Here is a 22,182-nt window from a genome sequence, read left to right as displayed (position 1 = left end):
TACCCTGGCTACTGATAGAATAAATCCATATGAAAAAAGTTCAACCAGAAAGATCTGGCTGAACTCTATAATACGAAAGCCCCCGTTTGTTTAACAATGGTTATCTAATACCTCGCACAATTTTATTTAAAAGTTTGTAATACAGTACCTTGACCATTATTTGATTCAACTTCAGCATATGCTCCATTTATGAAGGTGATTTGTGGTGGAACATGACCGCAATCAATATCGTATAAAATAGGAATTTGAAGCTCTTTTGAAAATTCTTTATAGACATCTTCAACTGTATAATTTTCAACAGGTGTATTAGCTGGGCTTCTACCAAACATAATACCAGTACAATTCTCAAACCAACCAGCTAATTTCATTTGAACGAGAGTTCTACGTAAGTCAGTGGTTGTTAACTCGCAATTTTCGAGATACCATATGATAGAATCTCCTTCTATATAATTCTTTTTAAAATTCTGTACATCGCCATATGGTGTACCAACTAAGTGCCTAATTGTGTCAATACATCCACCAAGTAATCGCCCCTGCACCTTAACTTTTTCGTTTTCTGTAGATTTCCAGTAAGTTTGTTCTGTTAGATTGAAAATATAAGGAGTAGGGTTATCATTTTGCCATTCTTTCTGATATTTTTTTGATGAATATTGGAGAATCGATTCGCCCTTTTTGGTGGATAAAACAGATTGCCACATTGCTGTCGTATCATCAGAATACTCTCCTCTTAAATCCACTAGATTTGTTCCGTGGGCAGTAGCAACACCAGTTTTCAATGTGATTGCTAACAGAAGCACACTAATATCAGAATAGCCTAATACCCATTTATTCTGTATATTTTCAAAGTCAATATACTCAAGCGTCTCAATAAGTAGTTCTCCACCCCAAGGAGGAATAATTAGTTGTATTTCTCCATTAAGCATCATTTTATTAAACTCTTCCGCACGCTTTTTAGCAGGCGCAGACTTTGCCTTATCCTGAGTCCAAGCAGTTTCACGGCTAATTATCTTAAAACCTTTCTTTTCCATACTTTTAAATGCAGAGTTTAACAATCCATGTAATTCACTTGGTACTCCAGATGATGGTGCAGTTACCCCTATCGTTGTGTCTTTTTCTAAGAATGGATACTTTATCATGTTTATCACCTCCTAATTTTGTATAATTTTAACATTAATATTTAGATAGATATACATCTATTTCTTCCACTAAACTGCCCCTTTTCCTCCATAAGAAGTTCAACATAAAAGATCGTTAATCATTCCCGAAACAACAGCTCCGTTAGTTTAAATACATTCGAAACTAATAGTTATCAAAAGTAATTCTTAAAACACCAAACCACAAGAGACATACTCACTATGCCCCAAGCAACGGTACTTAAAATCCAAAAAATTACGGATTTAGCTTTTGATGAATTTCCCTCGTCTTCTATATTGGCTTTTATAAAAGCTACCTTACTTTCCATACCTTTTTTCATAGAAGCGAGAATAACAAATCCCGTTATTATGAAACCAATAGTTATCCAGAATAATAAGTCCACCTTTTATAGCTCCCTTTCCTTTCAATTCTCTTTATACAACTACTTTACTTCAATAAGGAGTTCAACAGAAAGAAGCATTAATCCTTCCTGTATCAACGCTCCCTGTTAGTTTTAGTGCGTTTGTTCACAAACTTGATTTCCATCTTTCATTTATTACAGGAATGCTGCCCTTTTAGCAGCACAGAGAAAAAGACCACTCTTGAAGCAGTCTTGTACATAAACTCTATTTTTCATTAGAATAATCAATAAGGACTTTTTTACAATCCTCACATAAATAAGCATCTACATAATTAATTGAAAAACGACTTTGATTCGATAATAAAACGGATTCTTTATTTAAACTGGGTTCAATACTCAACTTAGATACTTTTGGTACCCAAGCAAGTCTAGTACCACTTTGTATATAACCCTTTTTCATTTCACTGCCGCAATTAGGACACTCATTCAAAATGATCACTCCTTAATGTAGACTGCTTAATAGAAATGCCATTTTTATATATTCTCTCGACCATTCCAAAAATCCTTCTTCCGCTAACCTGCCGTTTATTCAAAAGCAACAATCCATCCGAAAACAGTCTTTTGAAAAAGTAACATGAGTACCCATACAGTGTGAAATATTTGTTTTGCGGTCGGGTAATAATGGTATGATAACTTCGTAGATGGATAGATAACCTCTAAAGAACACACACTTCATACTCTACATAAAAATCACTAGAATTAGGGAGGAAGGGATGCATGAGAGAACGGAAACGGATTTCCGGAAAAGCATTAGCTGAGATACTCATGGTATCAACGAGACTTGGCTTTACTTCCTTTGGAGGACCAATCGCCCATCTTGGCTATTTTCATGAGGAGTATGTGAAAAGGCGCAAGTGGCTTGATGAGAAGGGGTATGCAGAGCTCGTGGCATTATGTCAATTCCTGCCGGGGCCTGCGAGCAGTCAGGTTGGTATCGGAATAGGGATTGTCCGCGGCGGATTGTTAGGGGGAATCACCTCATTTATCGGATTCACGCTTCCTTCCGTTATTGCGCTGATTTTGTTTGCGCTTTTGCTGGATGGGATGGAAGTGGGTTCAGCGGGCTGGATCCATGGATTAAAGCTAGTAGCGGTAGCGGTCGTCGCCCATGCGATTGTTGGGATGGCCGAGAAATTAACGCCGGATTTGAAAAGAAAAGCAATCGCGCTTATAGCTCTGATCATTACGCTCGTTTGGGAAATGACATTTGCTCAAGTAATCGTCATTGGGCTAGGGGCATTGGCTGGGTATCTCCTATTTAAGCAGGATGGGGAAGATGATGACGCTCCGTTTGAGATTCCTTTGTCGAAGAATCTTGCCGCTGCGTGCCTGGCAGCGTTCTTTGGCCTACTTCTATTACTGCCTATTTTAAGAGAGATAACATCCATTGAATGGATTGCCGTATTTGATAGCTTTTACCGTTCAGGAGCACTTGTATTCGGAGGAGGGCATGTTGTATTGCCTTTGCTCGAGCAAGAAGTGGTGCCGACCGTCTGGGTGAGTGAGGAGGCTTTCCTGGCTGGATACGGAGCGGCTCAGGCTGTGCCGGGACCATTGTTCACCTTTGCTGCATATTTGGGCGCCGTGATGAATGGCTGGGCAGGAGGCTTATTGGCCACCGCAGCGATTTTCTTGCCTGCTTTCCTGCTCATTGTCGGGACCCTGCCATTTTGGGCGAATCTTCGCCAAAACCCAGCGATGAAGGGGGCGTTTATGGGCGTGAATGCCGCTGTGGTCGGCATCCTGATTGCCGCCTTTTATCAGCCGATTTGGACAAGTACGATTAAGGGTGCGACAGATTTTGCCGCTGCAGCAGTTCTCTTCAGTATGCTAGCATATTGGAAGCTTCCGCCTTGGAGCGTTGTAGTGGCAGGTGCCTTGTTTGGTATCGGGTTAGATGTTCTAACTAAATAGGAGCTATTTAGGGAAGTGCCCAGTACAGAAATGAACTGGGCCTTTTCATGCGCAAAGGGCACCACCTATTGGAGTGCCCTTGATATATGAAAGCTTATGCTTCAAGCTTAAGCAGCCCGTCGGTAATCTTATAGACCTTGTCGCAATAATCAATCAGTCTTGTGTCATGTGTGACGACGATGGTCGTCTTTTTGTTCTGCTTAGTCGCAGCCTTCAGCATATCCATGACCTCAAATGCCCGGTCTGAGTCCAAGGATGCAGTCGGTTCATCTGCGAGAATGATGCTTGGGTCTGTATAAAGAGCCTTGGCAATCGCCACACGCTGACGCTGCCCGCCGGATAAATCAGAGGGAAAGCTGTTCAGCAGCTCACCAATGCCAAGCGAGTCATACATTTGCTCTAGCTGATCTTCTCTTAGATTATCCTTTTTGACCTTATCGAGCAGCTTCATTTGCTGCTGGACGGTCAGGAATGGAACAAGATTAGACGATTGCAGGACAAAACCAATCTCTTTTAGTCTGAGTGATGCTCGTTTCTTCTCTTTTAGATCGATCAGATTGTTTCCGTTAATGAGCACATCCCCATTGCTCGGGGTTTGAAGTCCACCGGCAATCGTCAAGAAGGTACTTTTGCCTGAACCGGAAGGGCCGATGACGGCGATGAGCTCTCCAGCCTCTGCTATGAAATTGGTTGGCTTCAATGCCTCGATTTCTGTCTTGCCTGATTTGAAGACTTTATTAACCTCTTTAAGTTCTAATAATGCCATATTCATTATCCTCCTATCGCTCTTAATGGATCGATTTTCACGATGGTTTGCACGGAGAATAGGGCTCCGAGCACTGATACGACAACTAGGATGGCTGCATAAAGAGCCATGTCCGCATAGTTAAAGGCAACAGGAACGGCGGCTGGCAGGAAGAAGCCGGTAAGAAGCGTTAGACCAAACCCTACTATGACCCCGAATAGTGCGAGCAGGAAGGTTTGCGCAATGACGGAGTTGGATAAATAGCGATTGGATATTCCTTGCGCCTTCATAACTCCAAAAATACTAATCTTCTGAATCGTCAGCACGTAAAGGAAGATAGCAAGAATGACGGCTGAAACAATAAATAAGAAGTAGATCATTAAAGTCAGCGTTAAATTTTGCTCCGTATATCCCGGCATGTTTTCAATAAATGTTTGAGTAGAGACGAGTTGCAAGGAATCATCTACAGAAACGTCATCAAGATTGTCTGCACGCACAATGTAGGCATTGATGAAATCCTCATTGGCTTCAGCTGCTTCCCCGTAACGGACCTTCTGGTAGGTCTCCATGGTTCCATAGAGGACTGGTGCTGCATTAAATTTGGCATCCTCGGTGAAACCGACGATTGTCAATGTTTCTTCGGTCGAAGAGAGCTCAAGCTCGTCGCCCACCTTAAACCCTTCATCCTTCAGTGAATCATCTGCGATGACTTCTCCAGTTTCATTAAAGCTTTCGCCTTCTGTCACATCTGGCATGATGAATTCATCTTCCATGATACCGAAAATCGCTACATTTGCTTTATTGTCACCTGATGTGGCGATGGAATTGAATTGTCCTAACGCGGCTGTTTCAGAGGCACCGTTTCCATCATATTCATCTTTTTCAAAGCTCGATTGAGGGAGATTAATATCTGATTCGTCCGTCAGAATGACCCCTTCTGCCTCCCATTTATCGACGGCCTCCTTATTGAGGTTCTCTAGTCCGTTCGCAAGACCTGATAAGAAGAAGACCAAATAAGAAACGAGTGTAAGTACACCGATAATTAGAGCAAATCTGAGCTTGTTGTTCTTCATTTCATTCCAAGCCAGAAACATATGTCCACATCCTTTTAATGGTTTTATATAATTATTATATAGATAATGTATAACTAATCTTCCCGTTTAGCAAATAATTCAACCTATTTTTTAAAAAAAGATTTTTTGCCTAGATTAACGGTCATGAATAGCTTATGGTAGGGGAAATGAGGAGATGGCAGGTTAGAGGATGTTCATCTGCATGAAACTGACTGAAATGGGGGTGGGGTAAATTGAAAAAGAACAATCTTTTATCCAAATGGAAAGAAAGGCAAGCGAAATATGGAGCATTATTGATTTCCTTCAGCTGCTTGTGCACGGTCATTATTAGTTGGGGAAATAATTGGGTTCTTACATCTATACTGGGTCTAGGGGTATTGATTTGCGGGTCTCTAGGAATCTTTGATATAAGGCGAGCTATAAAGAGGTAATATAGGTTAAGCAGGAGAATTAAGATGTATTGTATTCAAGTCTTGTTTTGTTGCAAGTTATAAGACATTAAAACAGAATTTTAATGGGGGAATCATGTTTGGTGAAAGAATTTTGAATAAGTCTTAATGAACTTACATAAATGTACATACTTGTAATGCTAGAAAGGACAGAAGAGATGAATAAACACCTAGAGAATAAAGTGCAGCTTATGCCTGCAGATGAAAAGGATTTGCCGCTATTCAAAAAGGAATTGCAGGAATCTTTCACGAAGGGGCTAATTGAGAATTTGGGAGATGCAGAGGAGGGTCCTATCCCATCAGATGAGGATATCGAGCAGTCCTTTAACGCTCCTGGAGCGGTCATTTATCATATTTCACTGAACGGTGAAAAGGTTGGGGGTGTGGTCTTAAGAATTGACACCGAAACTCACCGAAATTCGGTCGATTTACTCTTCATTTCATCTAAATCCCATAGCCGTGGTGTTGGTACTCTTGCATGGAAAGCCATTGAAGAATACTATCCGGATACTGAAGTATGGGAGCTCGTGACACCGTATTTTGAAAAACGGAACATTCATTTTTACGTAAATAAATGCGGATTCCACATTGTTGAGTTCTATAATCAGTTTAACCCGGATCCGCATCAATCCAGTGAAAATAAGCATCAGGATAACATTAGTTCTTTAGAGGAATATGAATTTTTTAGGTTCGAAAAAGTGATGAAAAAGTGATGGTAATGGGAGTTGTCCAATTTGATGGAGCTCGTAAGAAATAATGAGGAGATTGTAATCATCCTATATTGTTGTATTATTTTAGAGGTTAACGTGAGCTACTTAAAGGATTACAAAGATATTCAAAGAGGATTAAGTGAAATATCCTCCGAGGATGAGTTGGTTATAAATCCGAATTCACTATCCTTGATATTATTTGGGTTAATGTTTAATTTCTTTCGCAGATGGCTGATATATATCCTTGCAATAGTGATCACGGGCAATATCCTTGTGAGTATGGTTTCATTCATTTTATTTGTCATTGGTTTATATGATACCATCTATCATTCTCGTCTGGAAAAGCTGAAAAAATCAAAAATGGGGTTATACTTGGCGGGTCTGGACACACTTTATATTTCCATTTTCATCATATACCTTTTTATTGCTAGAATTCTTTCGTAAACGTAGAAAGGGGTGACACAAAATGTGTCACCCCTTGTCTGTTGAACAGACTCCCATTAAAAGTACCTATTCTTATTTAGCTATGCGTGCTACGACTTTTTTCAGTTCCATAAGAATGACGGCGGCAAGCGCTAAGCCAGTTGCGATCGCCCACTCATGCCAACCGAATGCAGCTGGGATGGAGAAAACCTCCCGCGCGCCCGGCAAAATGGTAATCGTATATAACACTAAGCAAAACGCGACTGCTCCGAGCACGTATTTATTGCTGAATAAACCAACTTCAAAAATAGTTTGCTTATTGGAGCGCGCTGCAAACGTCTGTAATGTTCGTGCCAGAATCAATGTTGTGAAGGCCATAGCCACACTGATTTCCTCGGATTGCTGCAGACCGATATATTGTGAAATAATAACCGCAATTCCGATTAAAGTACCACGTACTATTACATCCTGCATCGTTCCTCCAGCAAAGATTCCTTCTTGGATATTTCGCGGCTTGCGCTTCATGACGTCAGGTTCAGATTTCTCCATCCCAAGCGCTATTGCTGGCAGGGAATCGTTGACCAAGTTAATGAAGAGCAGCTGCAACGCTGTAAACGGATTGACCCAGCCGATGATCAAGGCAAATAAAATGGCGATGATTGATCCAACATTTCCTGCAAACAAATAAGCAATCGCCTTTTTGATATTATCAAATACGGTTCTACCGACAGCTACCGCTTTTACAATCGAAACAAAGTTATCGTCTGTGAGAATCATGGCAGCTGCATCCTTGGCAACATCGGTGCCGCTTCCCATCGCCACGCCGATATCTGCCTGCTTCAAAGCAGGGGCATCATTCACGCCATCTCCTGTCATGCTCGTAATCTGGCCTTTTCTTTGCCATGCACGAACAATCCGGATTTTGTTTTCAGGGGAAACACGTGCATAGACAGAAATCTGCTCAAGTTTGCGATCAAGTTCCTCATCGGACATTGCATCAAGCTCCTGACCCGTAACAGCAATATCGTCTTCATCCATTAAGCCGATTTCCCGTCCAATCGCTTGTGCTGTTGTTTTATGGTCCCCCGTTATCATGACTGTGCGAATACCGGCTTTCTTCGCCTCCTCAATCGAGTCATAAACCTCTTCGCGTGGAGGATCAATCATGGCGGTTAACCCGACTAATACTAAATCATGCTCATCCTGAATGCCAGCCTCTGTCTTATCTGCCGCAATTTCTTTATATCCATAAGCCAAGACCCGCAAAGCGTTTTTGGAGAACTCTTCGTTCGCATTCTGAAAGCGTCCAAGAAGTTCATCTGTCAGCGGCTGTTTCTTTCCATCGATTAAAACGAAGCTGCACCGTTCAAACATGACATCAGGTCCGCCTTTAACAAGCATTGCCTTCTGATGATTGAATGTATGGATGGTTGTCATCAGCTTGCGGTCAGAGTCAAATGGAATTTCCGCTTCCCGAGGGAAACGTTCGCGAATATCCTGATAAGGTTTATTGACTTTATTGCTGAATGCAATTAAGGCCACTTCTGTCGGATCGCCTAGCTCTTTGCCTTCTTCATTTATATGCGCGTCATTACATAAGGCCGCTATATGTATTAAGGCTTTTTCGCTATCTGACCATGTATTTGGGTCGCTCGGAAATGACTCTTTTTTCCCCGTCGGCAAATAATAATCTACCACGGTCATTTTATTTTGTGTTAAGGTACCCGTCTTGTCTGTGCAAATCACGCTAGTTGAGCCTAGCGTTTCAACGGCAGGAAGTTTTCTTATAATCGCATGCTGCTTGGCCATTTTACTCGTACCAACAGACAGCACAATCGTAACAATGGAGGATAATGCTTCAGGTATAGCCGCAACTGCGACTGCAACAGCAAACATTAACGCATTCAAAATACCAACAGTCATATCTGCTGTTGTATCTGAAAGCCATAGTCGACCTGTTTCAACGCCAAATATGACAATACATAGCAATAATATGGCTATGCCAAGCTTTTTGCTGAATACCTCGAGCTTGCGCTGCAATGGCGTTGCCTTCTCCTCAGCACTCTCTATCAAGCCTGCAATCTTGCCAATTTCCGTTTCACTGCCGGTTCCAGTTATGACAACTGTTCCGCGTCCATATACAACCATGGCCCCGCTATAGACCATGTTAAAGCGATCGCCAAGCGGTACATTGCCTTCTATAATATCCGAATATTTCTCAACAGCCTCTGATTCTCCTGTCAGCATACCTTCTTCAAGCTTTAAGCTGCCTGATTCTACTACCCGTCCATCTGCTGGCACATAATCACCAGCCTCCAATAAAACAATATCGCCCCTAACCAGCTCGCGAGCTGGAAGTGTCTGCCTCACACCATCACGTAAAACCTTTGCTTCTGGTGCTGACAATTGCCTTAATGCATCAAGCGAGCTTTCAGCTTTTCTCGTTTGGATCACACTGATAACCGCATTGATCATCAATACGGCAAAAATAATGATTGACTCTATTATTTCGCCTAAGATGATCTGAACGATTGCTGCAATTAGCAAAACAATAACCATTGGGTCTTTGAAGTTTTCTAGAAATAACTTCCAAATAGGATCCTTTTCTTTCGCAGCAAGCTCATTGAAACCATCGCGTTCCAACCGTTTTTTTGCCTCGGCTGAGGATAATCCCTTCTCGGTGCTATCTGTCGCCTGCAATACATCCTCTATGCTACTACTGTGAAATTCCAAAAAAACATCTCCTTTCATAAACAAAAACATTTGATAGCAATTATTCTTTTTCACGTATGATTAAGGTCCAAATATGCAAAAAGAGAACTTTTGCTTGTCGGTTGTTCTTCTTGTCATTATTGCTATATAAAATACTTATACATATATTCTAGCAAAAAAGTAGTTTTGATATGGGGATTTCTAAAAATAACTACTTAAGAGAAATGAACCTATTATCTGCAAAGATAACATTGAGGTTTAGATATAAAAAAGAGCAAAAAAAAAGCCTGGCATTTGCCAGGGAGAAGCTTATGAAGAATAGGTGATTAGGTCCATGATTTGCTCCCAGTTTCGGTCATCTGGGGAAATATTCAATCGGTTGTTGGTCAGTTGTGTTTCTTTGATACCGAGACCGCCGACAAGGTATTTCAATGATGGGTTAATCTTGCTGATAGAGTCTATATAGCTTTCGACAAGGCTTTGGTCTGTTTGGCGTGAGGTGGAGATGGCGAGAATGTTGATATCCTTCTCCTTTATTAAATCAGCAATACCCTCTAGCGGAGTGTCAGCTCCGATATAATAGACTGGATAATGCTTTTCACGCAGAAACAGGGTGAAGAGAATCAAGCCAAGCTGATGATGCTCTCCCTTTGGACAAATGGCCATAATTCTCGGCAAATTAGGAGAGGTCTCAAACACGCTGAAGAATCTAATGGAGCGGTGCAGGATGATATTACTGATCATATGCTCCTTCACGACATGTAGATTGCCTTTCTCCCATTCCTCTCCGACCTTGTACATGAGAGGCACAACAATCGAGTAGAAGACGGTATGATAATTGAATTGGGAGAAATACAAATCAAGCAGACGGTTGCATTTATCGGCTTCGAGTTCAAGCACAGCTGCGTATAATTCATCGATTTGTTTCTTGAATCGCTCTTCAGGATCATTATCGCCTGTGTCCGGCAGAAGTTCCAGCGTCGTCTCCTCAGCCTTCTTCGCCTTAAGCAGGTGCACTGCCTGACTGATGTTCAAGCCATTCTCGTGAATTTGCTTCTTAAGCCACTTCAAATCATTCAAGTTCTCTTCAGTGTACACCCTGTGCCCCGACTCTGTCCGCTCTGGGGTAATGGCTTGATAACGCGTTTCCCAGGAGCGAATCGTCACGGTTGGCATATCTAATAGTTTGGAAACAGCTTTAATATTGTACATCGTCGAACCCTCTTTTATAAAAGTTATAAAATAGTTATACATTTACCATATACCCATTTGAATAAAAAAACAAATATATAAAGCTTGAAAATATCAAAAAAGTTTGGTTTCTGCTTATGACTTCTTCCGGGAAATATTCCATACGGCAAGCCCAAAGAAAATAACCGTAACTCCGACTAAGACAAGGATATGTCCGCCTGCTTGAAATGTCTGGTCACCGAATTTCAGGATGATGCCCAGCTCTTCCCTGAAAGATGACCCGATATTTGCAGGTAAATCGCCAAAGGCTGTCTCCAGCGGCTCACTCATAAATACTTGCCGGAATAGGACCCCGGAATGAGTGACAGGGAAGATCTTCACGACAAGCTGAACGGCATCAGGAAGATTGCCTATCGGGATATAAATGCCGGTCAAAAAGCCGATTAAGGTACCGATGACTGTACTGGCCGTTGCAAAGGCATTGGTGCTTGAAAAGAAGCTGACTAGAAAGAACACCATGGCACTAGATGAAAGAACAGATAGCAGAATGAGTCCAAATACTTTCAAGATGCCAAGCAAAGGGAGCAATTCTCCGCCATTAGCGACTATGTAAATTTCAGCAAGAACAAACGTAATTACGCACATGATGATGCCGACCATGAAGGAGCTTATGACATATCCGCCTGCGATTTGGTACCTCTTTAAGGGGGAAGCGTAGAAATCCTTTGCGTTTCCTTTGGCACGGTCTTCAACCATCGTGCCAAAGGCCCCGAGTGTCGTAGTGACGGAAGTGACAGCGAGTAGCCCTCCCATGATCCAGCTATCCATCAGGAATCTGGCATCATTGATTTCTGTCATATCCTGCGCGATTGTATCGCCAAGGAAGAGGACATACAGGCCGATAATGATGATGACGGCCAAGAGGGAGAAAAAGACCGTGCTTTTATCCCGGAAAAACAACCGCAAATTACGCTCGGCTAGATTAAACATTGGCTCGTATCTCCTTTCCTGTGATGTTAATGAACACATCATCCATCGTCCCGTGCTGCACTTCAAAGCGATTGATTAATGGCTCTGTGAGCTTAAGCATGGATAAGGCCTCTGCGGTTGATGAGAGTTTAATGATTATAAGCTCATTTTTCTCCATATAAGGAATATCATGTTCCTCTAGCAGCCTGGCTAATGCCTGATGGTCCGTTGGTTCAATTTTGAGAGTATCTGAGCTGTATGTGTTGCGCAGGGAAAATGGGGTGCCCTTTGCGACAATACGGCCATCATCAATAATGACGATATAATCTGCTGAGGCCGCTTCTTCCATATAATGTGTTGTCAAAAAGACAGTCAGGCCACTTTCCTTTTGCAAGCGGGCGATTGTTTCCCAGACGCTGCGCCTTGTCTGAGGGTCAAGTCCTGTTGTTGGTTCATCAAGAAAAAGAATCTTTGGTGTATTTACTAGAGCCCGCGCGATATCTGCCCGCCGTCTCTGCCCGCCGGATAATTTGCCATATGGACGGTCGATAAATTCCATGACATCGGCTGAAATGGCTGCCTTCTCTACACGTTCTTTTATCGCAAGCTTCGGAACCTTATAGAATCTGGCGCGAGTGAGCAAATTTTCGCGTACGGTTAGAAGGGGGTCGAGCAGACTCTCTTGGAATACAACTCCGATAGACTCCCGGATATCCTGGTCTTCTATACCTAATCTGCAGCCATTAATAAATGCCTCGCCTGAGTCTGGTTTCAACAATGTACAAATCATATCGATGGTCGTGCTTTTGCCTGCGCCATTTGGACCGAGAAACGCGAACAGCTTTCCGCTTTCCACATAGAAATCAATGCCCTTTACCGCTTGCAGGTTTCCGAATGTCTTTGAAAGACCATGAACCTCAATAATCTTATTCATCATGAAGACACCTCACTTCCTTTACGAAATTAGTTAGCGTGAATTTTCCGTATATACAGATAATTATATACACCGTAAGTCACTTATGGCTTGCGGTATATGGGAAAATAACCAAATTATATTGGCAGCCGCACCAAAAAATTAAATTTCTGTGAGTCCAAAACATATATGGACGTTATTTACAAATTAAGGTAAACTGAATTCAGAATAGATAAACAAATAAAGAGCGCACCGGATTTTCCTTGGGTCTCTGTTATATTATGTTGTTGATATCGGCTGTATTTTTGTACAAGATAGCTTAAGCTTTCTTGCTCGATCAGTTTTGTAGAGGTTGAATTCTCTTGATATCAATAATGATATAACAGGGTCCCTTTTTATTTTCCAATAGGGGGAGGAAAAAGGATGAAAAGAACAAAGGTGTCTGGCATTATTCTATCTTTATCATTGGCAATGGGAGTATTGGCCGGGTGCGGCGGAGAGGACGCAGGGGGGACCGGTGACGAAGCAATTAAGATTGGGGCAAATCTCGAATTATCCGGAGGTGCGGCCTCTTACGGACAATCCATCATGGAAGGGATGGAGCTGGCGATTGAGGAAATCAATAAGGATGGTATTAACGGCAAGAAGCTAGAGATTGAGAAGTATGATAATAAATCAGATGCCGCTGAGGCTACAACAGGTGCTTTGAAGCTCATTACCCAGGAAAAAGTGGATGTCATCGTTGGAGCGGCAACGAGCACGAATACACTCGCACAGGTTGATATTGCCAATGAAAATAAGGTGCCGCTAATCACGCCGACTGGGACAAATGAAACAATCACCGTAAAGGATGGCAAGGTAAATGATTATGTCTTCCGTACATGCTTTATCGATCCGTTCCAGGGAACTGTTGCCGCCAACTTTGCGAAAGAACAATTTAAGGCAAAGACGGCGGCCGTTTATATTGATAGCTCCAGTGATTACTCGAAGGGACTGGCTGCAGCATTCAAGAAGGCCTTCACAGATGGAGGAGGGAAGATTGTCGCAGAGGAAGCCTTTGTTCAAAAGGATACGGATTTCCAATCTACCTTAACACGAATCAAGAAGGCAAATCCTGATTTTGTGTTTGTTCCTGCTTTCTATGAAGAGGTAGGTCTGGTGTTAAAGCAAGGTCGTGAAATCGGTCTTGATGTGCCATTTATGGGCGGAGATGGCTGGGATTCTCCGAAACTGCTCGAGATAGCGGGAGCAGAGTCACTGGAGAATACTTTTATCACGAACCATTATTCGTCAGGAGATCCGGCGGAGAACATTCAGAAATTCGTTAGTGCTTTTAAAGAGAAATACAAAGATAAGTCTCCGGATGCTTTTGCCGCACTTGGCTATGATACTGCCTATTTCATTGCAGATGCCGTCAAAAGAGCAGGAGATAATCCTACCCCAGAGAAGATTAAAGAAGCCCTCGCTGACACTGATGGACTAGATCTTGTATCAGGCAAGCTGACTATTGATGAGAACCATAATCCAATCAAAGCAGCTGCCATCTTAAAATATGAAAATGGCAAACAAATCTTTGAGACGAATATAAAACCATAATTAGACCAATAGGGGGCAGATAGAGTCCCCTATTTTTCTACTATTCTAGTAACCAGGGGGTCAAATATGGAATTTATCCAGCAGCTCGTGAACGGTATATCGCTCGGGAGCATTTATGCGCTCATTGCGCTCGGCTATACGATGGTTTATGGGATTGTCAAATTGATTAATTTCGCCCATGGCGATGTCTTTATGGTCGGATCTTTTGTCGGGTTTTATGCGATTACCTTCCTTGAATTATCCTTTTTGCCGGCATTGCTTCTAGCGATGGCCGCTTGTGCAACCTTAGGGGTGCTGATTGAACGCATTGCCTATAAGCCGCTTCGGAATGCGACCCGTATTGCGGCTCTTATCACGGCAATAGGTGTCTCGCTTTTCATAGAATATGGAATGATTTACATTAGGGGCGCACAGATTGAGGCTTATCCTAATAATGTGGTGCCGTCTGCGAACATTGATATCCTTGGTGTGACAGTCAAAAGCCAGTCAATTTTAATCCTCGGTGTGGCGATTTTGCTCATGATATTGCTGCAAATCATCGTTCATCGCACGAAGATTGGGAAGGCAATGAGGGCGGTTTCCTTTGATGCGGATGCAGCTAAATTGATGGGAATCAGCGTCAATAATACAATTTCGGCGACCTTTGCGATAGGTTCAGCACTTGCCGGGGCAGCAGGCGTCATTTTCGGGGTGTATTATACACGAATTGAACCGTTAATGGGTATTCTTCCAGGCCTGAAGGCATTCGTTGCGGCTGTTCTTGGGGGTATTGGGATTATTCCGGGAGCGATGGTCGGAGGCCTTTTGCTTGGCATGATTGAGGCGCTGGTCAGTGCCGCGGGCTTCTCATTATGGAGGGATGCGGCTGCTTTTATCGTACTCATCCTTATTCTCCTTTTCATGCCTCAAGGCTTATTCGGAAAAAATAAGAAAGAAAAAGTATAGGGGATGGGGGCAATGGCGATTTTCAGAAGAATGAATGGTTTTTTTGGAATAATGATTTTTGCGCTTCTATTTTTCTTTATTATGCAATACATCATTTCTGCTGGGATACTAGGAAGCTTCTATACAAATATGATTATCACGATGGGCATCAATATCATTATGGCTGTCAGCCTTCATTTGATTTTGGGCATAACCGGGCAATTCTCGATTGGACAAGCCGGCTTTTTGGCTGTAGGGGCATTTGTATCAGCAATCATGACAATGAAATTGGATATTCCTTTTCTTTTGTCGATTCTCATCGGCGGAATCATTGCAGCAGCAGTCGGAATGCTTATCGGGATTCCTAGTCTGCGCTTGAAGGGGGATTATTTAGCCATCGCCACCCTCGGTTTTGGGGAAATCGTGCGCATTATTTTTTTGAACATGGATTATGTAGGGGGAGCATCAGGGATGATGGTCACACATAAAACGACATGGGGATGGCTGTTCTTTTGGATGATGGTTACGATTCTTGTCGTAAGGAATTTCACAAATTCAACTCATGGCAGGGCCTGCATATCAATTCGGGAGGACGAAACGGCCTCTGATGCCATGGGTATCAACACAACCTATTATAAGGTGGCTGCCTTTGTCATTGGCGCCTTCTTCACCGGGATTGCAGGTGCTTTGTATGCCCATAATTTTTATTTCATCCAACCGGCCAATTTCAATTTCCTCAAATCCTTTGATATTTTGATTCTTGTTGTGCTGGGAGGGCTCGGAAGCCTTTCTGGTACGGTTATTGCTGCTGTGCTGCTGACGTTTGTGACAACCTTCTTGTCTGATTACCCAGAGACAAGAATGCTCCTCTATAGCTTGGTGTTAATTGTGATGATGATCTATCGTCCGCAGGGGTTACTGGGTACAAGAGAAATCTCCAGCTTATTTTCGAGAAAAACAAAAGGGGGCCCGAAGGATGGAAACCAGCAAACCATTGCTTAGCGTAGAGCAATTATCCATACAGTTCGGCGGTCTGAAGGCTGTGAGTGATGTCTATATGGAGCTTGCATCTGGCGAACTTTGCGGATTAATTGGACCGAATGGGGCAGGAAAAACAACGCTCTTTAATTTGCTGACAGGCGTTTATGTACCAACAGAGGGGACGGTCACATTCAATGGTCACAGGCTGAATAAGCTTGCTCCATACAAAATTACTCGCAAAGGGCTTTGCCGAACCTTCCAGAACATACGCCTCTTTGGTGAGCTTTCGGTTATCGATAATGTCAAGGTTGCCTATCATTCTCAAGCCTCGCACTCCATGCTGAGTTCTATTCTGCGGCTGCCGGGCCATTTTAAGGGGGAGAAAGTGATCGAAGAGAAGGCGTTTGAGCTGTTGGAGATTTTTCAGCTGGAGCTGTATAAGGATGAGAAGGCAAAAAATCTCCCTTATGGCATGCAGCGAAGACTAGAAATTGCGCGAGCGCTCGCCGGAAATCCCAGCCTCTTATTGCTTGATGAACCGGCAGCAGGCATGAATCCGAAGGAAACAGAGGAGTTAATGGGGCTGATTGGTCAAATTAAGGAGCGTTTCAGCCTGACGATCCTTTTGATTGAGCATGACATGCAGCTTGTAATGGGCGTGTGTGAACGTATCTATGTGCTGGACCATGGTCAGCTGATTGCACATGGCACACCTGAAGAGATACGCAATAATCCTCTCGTTATAGAGGCTTATCTGGGAGAGGAGGTAAGCTGATGCTGCAAATTGAGAATATCACTGTCTATTATGGAAACATCCAGGCAATTAAAGGAGTTACACTCGATATTCAGGAAGGCGAAATCGTTACCTTAATCGGGGCGAACGGCGCAGGAAAAAGCACATTGCTGAAGACAATCTCCGGTCTTTTGAAGCCAAAGGATGGCCAAATTATTTATGAAGGAAAGCCGATTGGGGGCAAAGCTGCCCAAGCAATCGTGAAGCAAGGAATATCCCATGTGCCTGAAGGAAGGAGAATCTTCGCCAATATGACCGTGGAAGAAAATTTGCAGCTCGGGGCCTATCTTCGCCGCGATCGCGCTGGTATTAAAAAGGACATGGAGCAAGTATATGAATTATTCCCTCGTCTTTTGGAGCGGGTGAAGCAGCAGGCAGGTACATTGTCTGGCGGTGAGCAGCAAATGCTCGCAATGGGAAGGGCCCTGATGGCCAAGCCAAAGCTTTTGCTGCTTGATGAGCCTTCTATGGGCCTTGCCCCGCTGCTTGTGAAGACCATCTTTCGCATCATTGAAGAAATTAAGGCGACAGGAACGACGATTTTACTTGTTGAGCAAAATGCCCATTTAGCCTTATCAATCGCAGACAGAGCCTATGTGATGGAAACGGGCAGAATTGTCCTTTCAGGCAAAGCGAATGAGCTTACTGAAAGTGAAGAGGTGAAGATGGCTTATTTAGGCGGCCATTAATCGGCAGGAAGGCTTGCCCCAAGCTGTCACGAAAGAAGAGGACTGCCAGGGGGCAGGCCTTTTTTATATACAGCTCATCGTCCTATCTCTGTACTTCTTAGGAGGATCTCAGAAATTTTTTGATTATGTGCTTTTTAGGTTTTTATTCATCTTAGCTGAAGAAAAAAACTATCCGCAGCGACCAAATAGAAGAGAATGGCGATGACAAGCCCAACCATATAGTCCTTATGTCCTTTCTCTTTAATGATAAATTGTTCAATGGAGGTTAAAAGGAAGCCAGTTCCTAGCATTAGCTGCATAAGGGCATAATCGTTCGAATTCCCCGCTATAAAATACGCCAAAAAAGCACCCCCAAACATTATCATTTGTCCATACATAAGAGGCGTGATGCTTCTTTCTATGTCCTCAAAGAACACGTTCATAATTTTTTTAAGAAATGCATTCATTTAAATTATTCCTCCCAAATACCTGCATGTTTACTCGCAGAAATAGAGTTTTGTTTCCTCCAATCCGCGTATCTCTATAAATTCTATGAATACAGGTGTATACCTTCTTTTCCTAATCTGCTGTATATGGAAGAGAGGGGTTTTTTCATTTATCCCGAGCTATGTTCTATAAGTTTCTCTTATGGATGCACTTTGTAAATGAGTCATTTTCTTTATGATGATGCACGCATATGCTAAGGGGGAGGTGATGGAGGATGGAATATATTCTTATTTATCTGATTGGTTTTATAGCAACGACAGTTGGCACATTGGCAGGTGGAGGAGGATTGATTAGTTTTCCTTCCATGCTGCTTTTAGGCGTGCCGGTTCATTCAGCAATTGGAGCGAATAAAGTTTCCAATACAGTGAGCTCATTTACGAGTTTTTGGCATTTATATAGAAAGGGAAAAGTGAATTGGAAGGAGTCCTTCTGGATTATGCCGGTTAGCATAATTGGCGGTATTGCCGGAGGTATGACTGCGACAATCATGTCTGCTTTTATGCTGAACATAGTGGCGAGTATATTCTTATTGTTTGGTTACATTATTTCATTTTTGGGTAAAGGGAATTTCAAGAACCAGGATAAAGAGCTTCCTATAAATAAATACAGTCTTTCCGGTCTTTTTGGGATTGGTATGTTTGACGGGATGTTTGGACCTGGTCAGGGGACCTTGCTGCTTAACCTATTTGGTTATTTTAATCTCTCTTATATCAAAGCAGTCGCACTCGTTCGTCTTGCTACTGTTTCTAGCTGTATGGGAGCTGCTGTGACCTATATTGTTTCCGGGAATATCATCTGGGCGGTTACGCTGTCCCTGATGCTTGGTTCCATAACAGGTGCTCAGCTTGGTGTTCGGATTGCCGAGAAATTAAACCCTCAATATGTTAAGCCGATTCTACGCTTCATGACGCTTCTGCTGCTTATTCAGCTATGGATCAATCAATTTGCTGACAATTTTTAAAGCAGCTATGGGCAACTACAACATGTGGATTTAATTGTATGTTTAGTTAATACTTGCTCCGGCTGGCAGGCATTAATTAAATATATGATGCAGCATGTGTTTTCACAATTTTGAGGAGGTTTATCAATGGAAAACTCGATTTATGCATTACTTCCGCCCTTAGTGGCAATTGTTATGGTAGTGCTGACAAGAAAGATTTTGTTATCGCTTGGTGTTGGCATCATAGTATCCGCATATATGCTAGCTGATTTTAAATTTGGGGAAACAGCCGCTATTACATGGGATGCAGCTAAAGGAATTTTCATATCAGATGGAGCATTGAACCTGTCCAATATTTATATTATTGCTTTTATCCTTCTCCTGGGACTTATTACGGTCTTCATCTCAGTCAGCGGCGGCAGTCGAGCCTTTGGAGAATGGGCGATGAAGAGGGTGAAGACAAGAACGGGAGCGCAGCTTGTCGCAGCCATACTTGGTATCCTTATCTTTATTGACGATTACTTTAATGCGCTTGCTGTCGGACAAATTGCGCGTCCTATTACAGACCGGCAAAAGGTTTCAAGAGCTAAGCTTGCCTATATCATTGATTCATCATCAGCGCCAATTTGTGTAGTTTCGCCGGTATCCAGCTGGGGAGCTTATATTATTGCTTTGCTTGCCATTATATTTGCCCAGCATCAGTATACGGAGTACGGGGCCTTTACGGCCTTCCTTCAAATGTCTGCCATGAATTATTATGCGATTGCCGCTATTGCTATGGTCTTTCTTGTGGCTGTCCGTAATTGGAATATAGGCCCTATGAGGGCGCACGAGGAGCGGGCAGTTATAAAGGGAGAAGTATATGATCCGGAAAAGTCCATTCCAGGTGAATTGAAACAAAAGCTGGAAACGAGCCGGAAAGGAAGCATCTATGATTTGCTTTTGCCTATCTTGACATTGATTGTTGGAACGGTTGCGGCCATGATTTGGACAGGATTAACTGCCATATCCGGCAAAGTAACTGTATTGGGTGTCCTTGAAAATACGGATGTAACAAAATCACTTGTCATTGGAGGGCTTGTAGGATTAATAGTAGCGCTGACTATGTTTGCTAAGCAAGTTTTCTATCATAAAGCAATTAAGGGGAAAGTATTTGGGAAAAGCTTTTTGCAGGGGATTGTCACCATGCTTCCAGCAGTGTATATCCTATTGCTAGCATGGATGCTTGTTGATCTCATTAGTCGGCTCGAAGTGGGTGATTATTTAGCAGGACTTGTTCAACAGTCCAATTTAAATACCGCCTTTCTGCCGTTAATGCTGTTCCTTGTGGCGGGAGTGATGACATTTGCTACCGGGACATCATGGGGATCGTTTGGAATACTCCTGCCTATTGCCGGGGAAATTGCAATGGCAGCAGATCCTGCCATGATGCTGCCTGCAATGGCAGCCGTTCTTGCAGGGGCGGTATTTGGAGACCATTGTTCACCTATATCTGATACAACCATTCTTTCATCCACAGGCGCTGGTTCTAATCATATGGATCACGTGATGACACAGCTTCCTTATGCGCTTATATGTGCGGGTGCTTCCATCGCGGGTTATCTGGTTCTTGGATTTACAGGGAGCATATGGATTTCGTTGTTGATTGTACTAGGATTAATTGGTTCACTTACTATTGTGATAAAGCCAGATGCTAGGATGGAACAGAGGATTGACAACAGGTTGATAGATTCATAATGGTAGTGAAGGAGGAAGCGAAAAGGTTTCCTCCGCTTTAATTATTTTTGTAGGTTTATCCAAGAGAAGGTAGGGTATATGGAATGATATTAATGTCGTATTTGTTCAATCTGAATAAGTACGGTGTAGAGTGTCAGGAATTAGTATACTGTTTCATTTTTTAGTTTCCATTATCATGGTAAAATGAGCATGCATGAAATCATTTTAATAAAACAATTGAATCTATAAGGAAGCAGACATATGAAAACAGGGAGCACATTATTACAAATATATGTCGAAAGATGAAAGCGCGTCACGATTTAGGAATAACTCTACTGATATGGGCAGAAATTGATGACTTTGAGTCAGTCTGATGCTTTAATAAATGATTTGATGAATGAAGTGAAATATCGGAATCTAAGCTGGATAACGGGCAGTGAAAGCTGGAATCTATGACGGCGCTTTTATAATCGAGTGATTATTTTTCATATTTCGACTTTATGTATATGGGTTGCCAACCTGTTTTCTGTCTGTTAATATAATATCTATCGTGCTTGCGGGTGTAGTTTAGTGGTAAAACCTCAGCCTTCCAAGCTGATGATGAGGGTTCGATTCCCTTCACCCGCTTTAACAACGCAGTGTTTCGTAACGGAGAGTACGAAGCATTGCGTTTTTTATTTGTCTATTTTGGGATTTTCACGGCTTAATAGATGGATGGATGATTCTCCTCCATGTACTTGGAGGAACATTTTTGAGATAGCTTCAAGCATCCCGCGGGCTTGGTCTATGGAGTGGTCATGATGGAAATACACCACTTGTATGGCTTCCTTTGTTTCATCATGAACGCTCGTCCTGACAGAGTCCACAAAAGGGCTGCCAAATGGGCCATCCTCATCAAATGTCCCTATGATTCCATTCAATGTATTCCTGCGTCCGTTTAGCCCCTCATAGCTGTCAGCATCATGGCCAATTTTGATTAACACATCGCCCTTGATGGTTTTGGCGTCATAGATTCCGAGAGGGATTTCATATTGGAGTGAGAAGAAATTATTCAGAGCAATCGCAGAGTTTCCAGTCGGAGCAGATGGCTCTTTTTTTATTCTTCTATATAATGCTTCGACGGATGGACGATATCTTGACGGATCAGCCCCTGTTTGTTTGAAAATCTTTCGCCATGCAACAATACCTGTATATTCGGCCCAAGTCTTTGTTTGAAGCTCTGTGTGCAGGTTTTCTATGTATAGCTGCAGGCGGCCGACAAGCATTGAAGGTATATTTCCTGCTTCCATACCCTCATAATGAATAATGCCGAACTTAACATCGCCGGCTTGTGTGAAGAGTTGTTCGTCTGCTTTTATGTGTAGCATACAAATACCTCCCTGTTTGTCCTGGAAATAGTATAC

Annotated in this window: 20 protein-coding genes and 1 tRNA gene; 10 read left to right on the top strand and 11 right to left on the bottom strand. The window is 42.6% G+C overall.

Features of this window, described 5'->3' with window-relative positions; translation table 11 throughout:
- Positions 1-122 precede the first annotated feature (122 nt).
- From CYL18_RS15615 to CYL18_RS15605, 3 genes are all read right to left on the bottom strand, one after another.
- A complete protein-coding gene (locus CYL18_RS15615) occupies positions 123-1,136 on the bottom strand; it encodes a S66 family peptidase (protein WP_104850457.1) in 1,014 nt (337 codons plus the stop codon).
- Between the two features lie 173 nt (positions 1,137-1,309).
- Positions 1,310-1,537, bottom strand: a complete 228-nt coding sequence (locus tag CYL18_RS15610; RefSeq protein ID WP_104850456.1) for a hypothetical protein — start codon at positions 1,535-1,537, stop codon at positions 1,310-1,312.
- Between the two features lie 223 nt (positions 1,538-1,760).
- The gene (locus CYL18_RS15605) at positions 1,761-1,985 is read right to left on the bottom strand and encodes a PF20097 family protein (RefSeq protein ID WP_104850455.1); all 225 of its coding nucleotides are present in this window, start codon (positions 1,983-1,985) and stop codon (positions 1,761-1,763) included.
- 287 nt (positions 1,986-2,272) lie between these two features.
- Between CYL18_RS15605 and chrA the strand changes: the two genes are divergently transcribed.
- Positions 2,273-3,469: a chromate efflux transporter gene (gene chrA, locus CYL18_RS15600; protein WP_104850454.1), complete on the top strand. Its 1,197-nt coding sequence runs from the start codon at positions 2,273-2,275 to the stop codon at positions 3,467-3,469.
- A 94-nt stretch (positions 3,470-3,563) separates the two neighbouring features.
- On the opposite strand, the gene CYL18_RS15595 is transcribed toward chrA, so the two are convergent.
- On the bottom strand, positions 3,564-4,235 hold the full coding sequence (locus CYL18_RS15595; protein ID WP_104850453.1) for an ABC transporter ATP-binding protein: 672 nt from the start codon (positions 4,233-4,235) through the stop codon (positions 3,564-3,566).
- A gap of 5 nt (positions 4,236-4,240) precedes the next feature.
- Complete coding sequence (locus CYL18_RS15590) at positions 4,241-5,308, bottom strand: ABC transporter permease (protein ID WP_104850452.1); 1,068 nt, start codon at positions 5,306-5,308, stop codon at positions 4,241-4,243.
- A gap of 586 nt (positions 5,309-5,894) precedes the next feature.
- On the opposite strand from CYL18_RS15590, the gene CYL18_RS15580 reads away from it, so the two are divergent.
- The gene (locus CYL18_RS15580; protein ID WP_104850450.1) at positions 5,895-6,449 is read left to right on the top strand and encodes a GNAT family N-acetyltransferase; all 555 of its coding nucleotides are present in this window, start codon (positions 5,895-5,897) and stop codon (positions 6,447-6,449) included.
- A 513-nt stretch (positions 6,450-6,962) separates the two neighbouring features.
- Here the strand turns inward: CYL18_RS15580 and CYL18_RS15570 are convergent.
- From CYL18_RS15570 to CYL18_RS15555, 4 genes are all read right to left on the bottom strand, one after another.
- Positions 6,963-9,602 carry a cation-translocating P-type ATPase gene (locus CYL18_RS15570; protein ID WP_236636498.1) on the bottom strand — a complete coding sequence of 880 codons (2,640 nt, stop codon included), beginning with the start codon at positions 9,600-9,602 and terminating at the stop codon, positions 6,963-6,965.
- Positions 9,603-9,890: 288 nt separating this feature from the next.
- Positions 9,891-10,793: a MerR family transcriptional regulator gene (locus tag CYL18_RS15565; RefSeq protein WP_161497154.1), complete on the bottom strand. Its 903-nt coding sequence runs from the start codon at positions 10,791-10,793 to the stop codon at positions 9,891-9,893.
- Between the two features lie 114 nt (positions 10,794-10,907).
- Entirely contained in the window at positions 10,908-11,762 is an 855-nt protein-coding gene (locus CYL18_RS15560; RefSeq protein ID WP_104850447.1) for an ABC transporter permease, read from the bottom strand.
- The gene (locus tag CYL18_RS15555) at positions 11,755-12,675 is read right to left on the bottom strand and encodes an ABC transporter ATP-binding protein (protein WP_104850460.1); all 921 of its coding nucleotides are present in this window, start codon (positions 12,673-12,675) and stop codon (positions 11,755-11,757) included. The genes CYL18_RS15560 and CYL18_RS15555 overlap by 8 nt, the downstream gene beginning before the upstream one ends.
- Positions 12,676-13,077: 402 nt before the next feature.
- Between CYL18_RS15555 and CYL18_RS15550 the strand changes: the two genes are divergently transcribed.
- The 5 genes from CYL18_RS15550 to CYL18_RS15530 all read left to right on the top strand — a co-directional run bounded on the left by CYL18_RS15550 (position 13,078) and on the right by CYL18_RS15530 (position 17,637).
- Complete coding sequence (locus CYL18_RS15550) at positions 13,078-14,250, top strand: ABC transporter substrate-binding protein (protein ID WP_104850446.1); 1,173 nt, start codon at positions 13,078-13,080, stop codon at positions 14,248-14,250.
- A 66-nt stretch (positions 14,251-14,316) separates the two neighbouring features.
- Complete coding sequence (locus CYL18_RS15545) at positions 14,317-15,195, top strand: branched-chain amino acid ABC transporter permease (RefSeq protein WP_104850445.1); 879 nt, start codon at positions 14,317-14,319, stop codon at positions 15,193-15,195.
- A gap of 12 nt (positions 15,196-15,207) precedes the next feature.
- Entirely contained in the window at positions 15,208-16,176 is a 969-nt protein-coding gene (locus CYL18_RS15540; protein WP_104850444.1) for a branched-chain amino acid ABC transporter permease, read from the top strand.
- The gene (locus CYL18_RS15535) at positions 16,151-16,930 is read left to right on the top strand and encodes an ABC transporter ATP-binding protein (RefSeq protein ID WP_104850443.1); all 780 of its coding nucleotides are present in this window, start codon (positions 16,151-16,153) and stop codon (positions 16,928-16,930) included. The genes CYL18_RS15540 and CYL18_RS15535 overlap by 26 nt, the downstream gene beginning before the upstream one ends.
- Positions 16,930-17,637 (top strand): ABC transporter ATP-binding protein, encoded by a 708-nt coding sequence (locus tag CYL18_RS15530; protein ID WP_104850442.1) that lies wholly within the window; start codon positions 16,930-16,932, stop codon positions 17,635-17,637. The genes CYL18_RS15535 and CYL18_RS15530 overlap by 1 nt, the downstream gene beginning before the upstream one ends.
- 146 nt (positions 17,638-17,783) lie before the next feature.
- Here CYL18_RS15530 and CYL18_RS15525 read toward each other — a convergent pair whose 3' ends face one another.
- On the bottom strand, positions 17,784-18,083 hold the full coding sequence (locus tag CYL18_RS15525) for a hypothetical protein (RefSeq protein ID WP_104850441.1): 300 nt from the start codon (positions 18,081-18,083) through the stop codon (positions 17,784-17,786).
- Positions 18,084-18,337: 254 nt separating this feature from the next.
- Here CYL18_RS15525 and CYL18_RS15520 point away from each other — a divergent pair, with 254 nt between their 5' ends.
- The 3 genes from CYL18_RS15520 (at position 18,338) to CYL18_RS15510 (ending at position 21,406) form a co-directional block, all read left to right on the top strand.
- A complete protein-coding gene (locus CYL18_RS15520; protein WP_104850440.1) occupies positions 18,338-19,084 on the top strand; it encodes a sulfite exporter TauE/SafE family protein in 747 nt (248 codons plus the stop codon).
- Positions 19,085-19,210: 126 nt separating this feature from the next.
- Positions 19,211-20,800 carry a Na+/H+ antiporter NhaC family protein gene (locus tag CYL18_RS15515; protein ID WP_104850439.1) on the top strand — a complete coding sequence of 530 codons (1,590 nt, stop codon included), beginning with the start codon at positions 19,211-19,213 and terminating at the stop codon, positions 20,798-20,800.
- 535 nt (positions 20,801-21,335) lie between these two features.
- Positions 21,336-21,406 (top strand) — tRNA-Gly (locus CYL18_RS15510).
- A gap of 47 nt (positions 21,407-21,453) precedes the next feature.
- Here CYL18_RS15510 and CYL18_RS15505 read toward each other — a convergent pair.
- Positions 21,454-22,146 (bottom strand): B3/B4 domain-containing protein, encoded by a 693-nt coding sequence (locus tag CYL18_RS15505; protein WP_104850438.1) that lies wholly within the window; start codon positions 22,144-22,146, stop codon positions 21,454-21,456.
- Between the last annotated feature and the right edge of the window lie 36 nt (positions 22,147-22,182).

Source organism: Pradoshia eiseniae, assembly GCF_002946355.1.
GTDB classification, from domain to species: Bacteria; Bacillota; Bacilli; order Bacillales; family Pradoshiaceae; genus Pradoshia; species Pradoshia eiseniae.
This window is presented reverse-complemented; position numbering and strand designations above follow the sequence as displayed.

Excerpts from the sequence above, each read along its gene's own strand:
- CYL18_RS15550 (WP_104850446.1), top strand. The coding sequence starts at position 13,078 with ATGAAAAGAACAAAGGTGTCTGGCATTATTCTATCTTTATCATTGGCA.
- CYL18_RS15515 (WP_104850439.1), top strand. The coding sequence starts at position 19,211 with ATGGAAAACTCGATTTATGCATTACTTCCGCCCTTAGTGGCAATTGTT.
- CYL18_RS15615 (WP_104850457.1), bottom strand. The coding sequence starts at position 1,136 with ATGATAAAGTATCCATTCTTAGAAAAAGACACAACGATAGGGGTAACT.
- CYL18_RS15535 (WP_104850443.1), top strand. The coding sequence starts at position 16,151 with ATGGAAACCAGCAAACCATTGCTTAGCGTAGAGCAATTATCCATACAG.
- CYL18_RS15560 (WP_104850447.1), bottom strand. The coding sequence starts at position 11,762 with ATGTTTAATCTAGCCGAGCGTAATTTGCGGTTGTTTTTCCGGGATAAA.
- CYL18_RS15580 (WP_104850450.1), top strand. The coding sequence starts at position 5,895 with ATGAATAAACACCTAGAGAATAAAGTGCAGCTTATGCCTGCAGATGAA.
- CYL18_RS15545 (WP_104850445.1), top strand. The coding sequence starts at position 14,317 with ATGGAATTTATCCAGCAGCTCGTGAACGGTATATCGCTCGGGAGCATT.
- CYL18_RS15595 (WP_104850453.1), bottom strand. The coding sequence starts at position 4,235 with ATGGCATTATTAGAACTTAAAGAGGTTAATAAAGTCTTCAAATCAGGC.
- CYL18_RS15530 (WP_104850442.1), top strand. The coding sequence starts at position 16,930 with ATGCTGCAAATTGAGAATATCACTGTCTATTATGGAAACATCCAGGCA.
- CYL18_RS15505 (WP_104850438.1), bottom strand. The coding sequence starts at position 22,146 with ATGCTACACATAAAAGCAGACGAACAACTCTTCACACAAGCCGGCGAT.
- CYL18_RS15520 (WP_104850440.1), top strand. The coding sequence starts at position 18,338 with ATGGAATATATTCTTATTTATCTGATTGGTTTTATAGCAACGACAGTT.
- CYL18_RS15590 (WP_104850452.1), bottom strand. The coding sequence starts at position 5,308 with ATGTTTCTGGCTTGGAATGAAATGAAGAACAACAAGCTCAGATTTGCT.
- CYL18_RS15555 (WP_104850460.1), bottom strand. The coding sequence starts at position 12,675 with ATGAATAAGATTATTGAGGTTCATGGTCTTTCAAAGACATTCGGAAAC.
- CYL18_RS15525 (WP_104850441.1), bottom strand. The coding sequence starts at position 18,083 with ATGAATGCATTTCTTAAAAAAATTATGAACGTGTTCTTTGAGGACATA.
- CYL18_RS15540 (WP_104850444.1), top strand. The coding sequence starts at position 15,208 with ATGGCGATTTTCAGAAGAATGAATGGTTTTTTTGGAATAATGATTTTT.
- CYL18_RS15565 (WP_161497154.1), bottom strand. The coding sequence starts at position 10,793 with ATGTACAATATTAAAGCTGTTTCCAAACTATTAGATATGCCAACCGTG.
- chrA (WP_104850454.1), top strand. The coding sequence starts at position 2,273 with ATGAGAGAACGGAAACGGATTTCCGGAAAAGCATTAGCTGAGATACTC.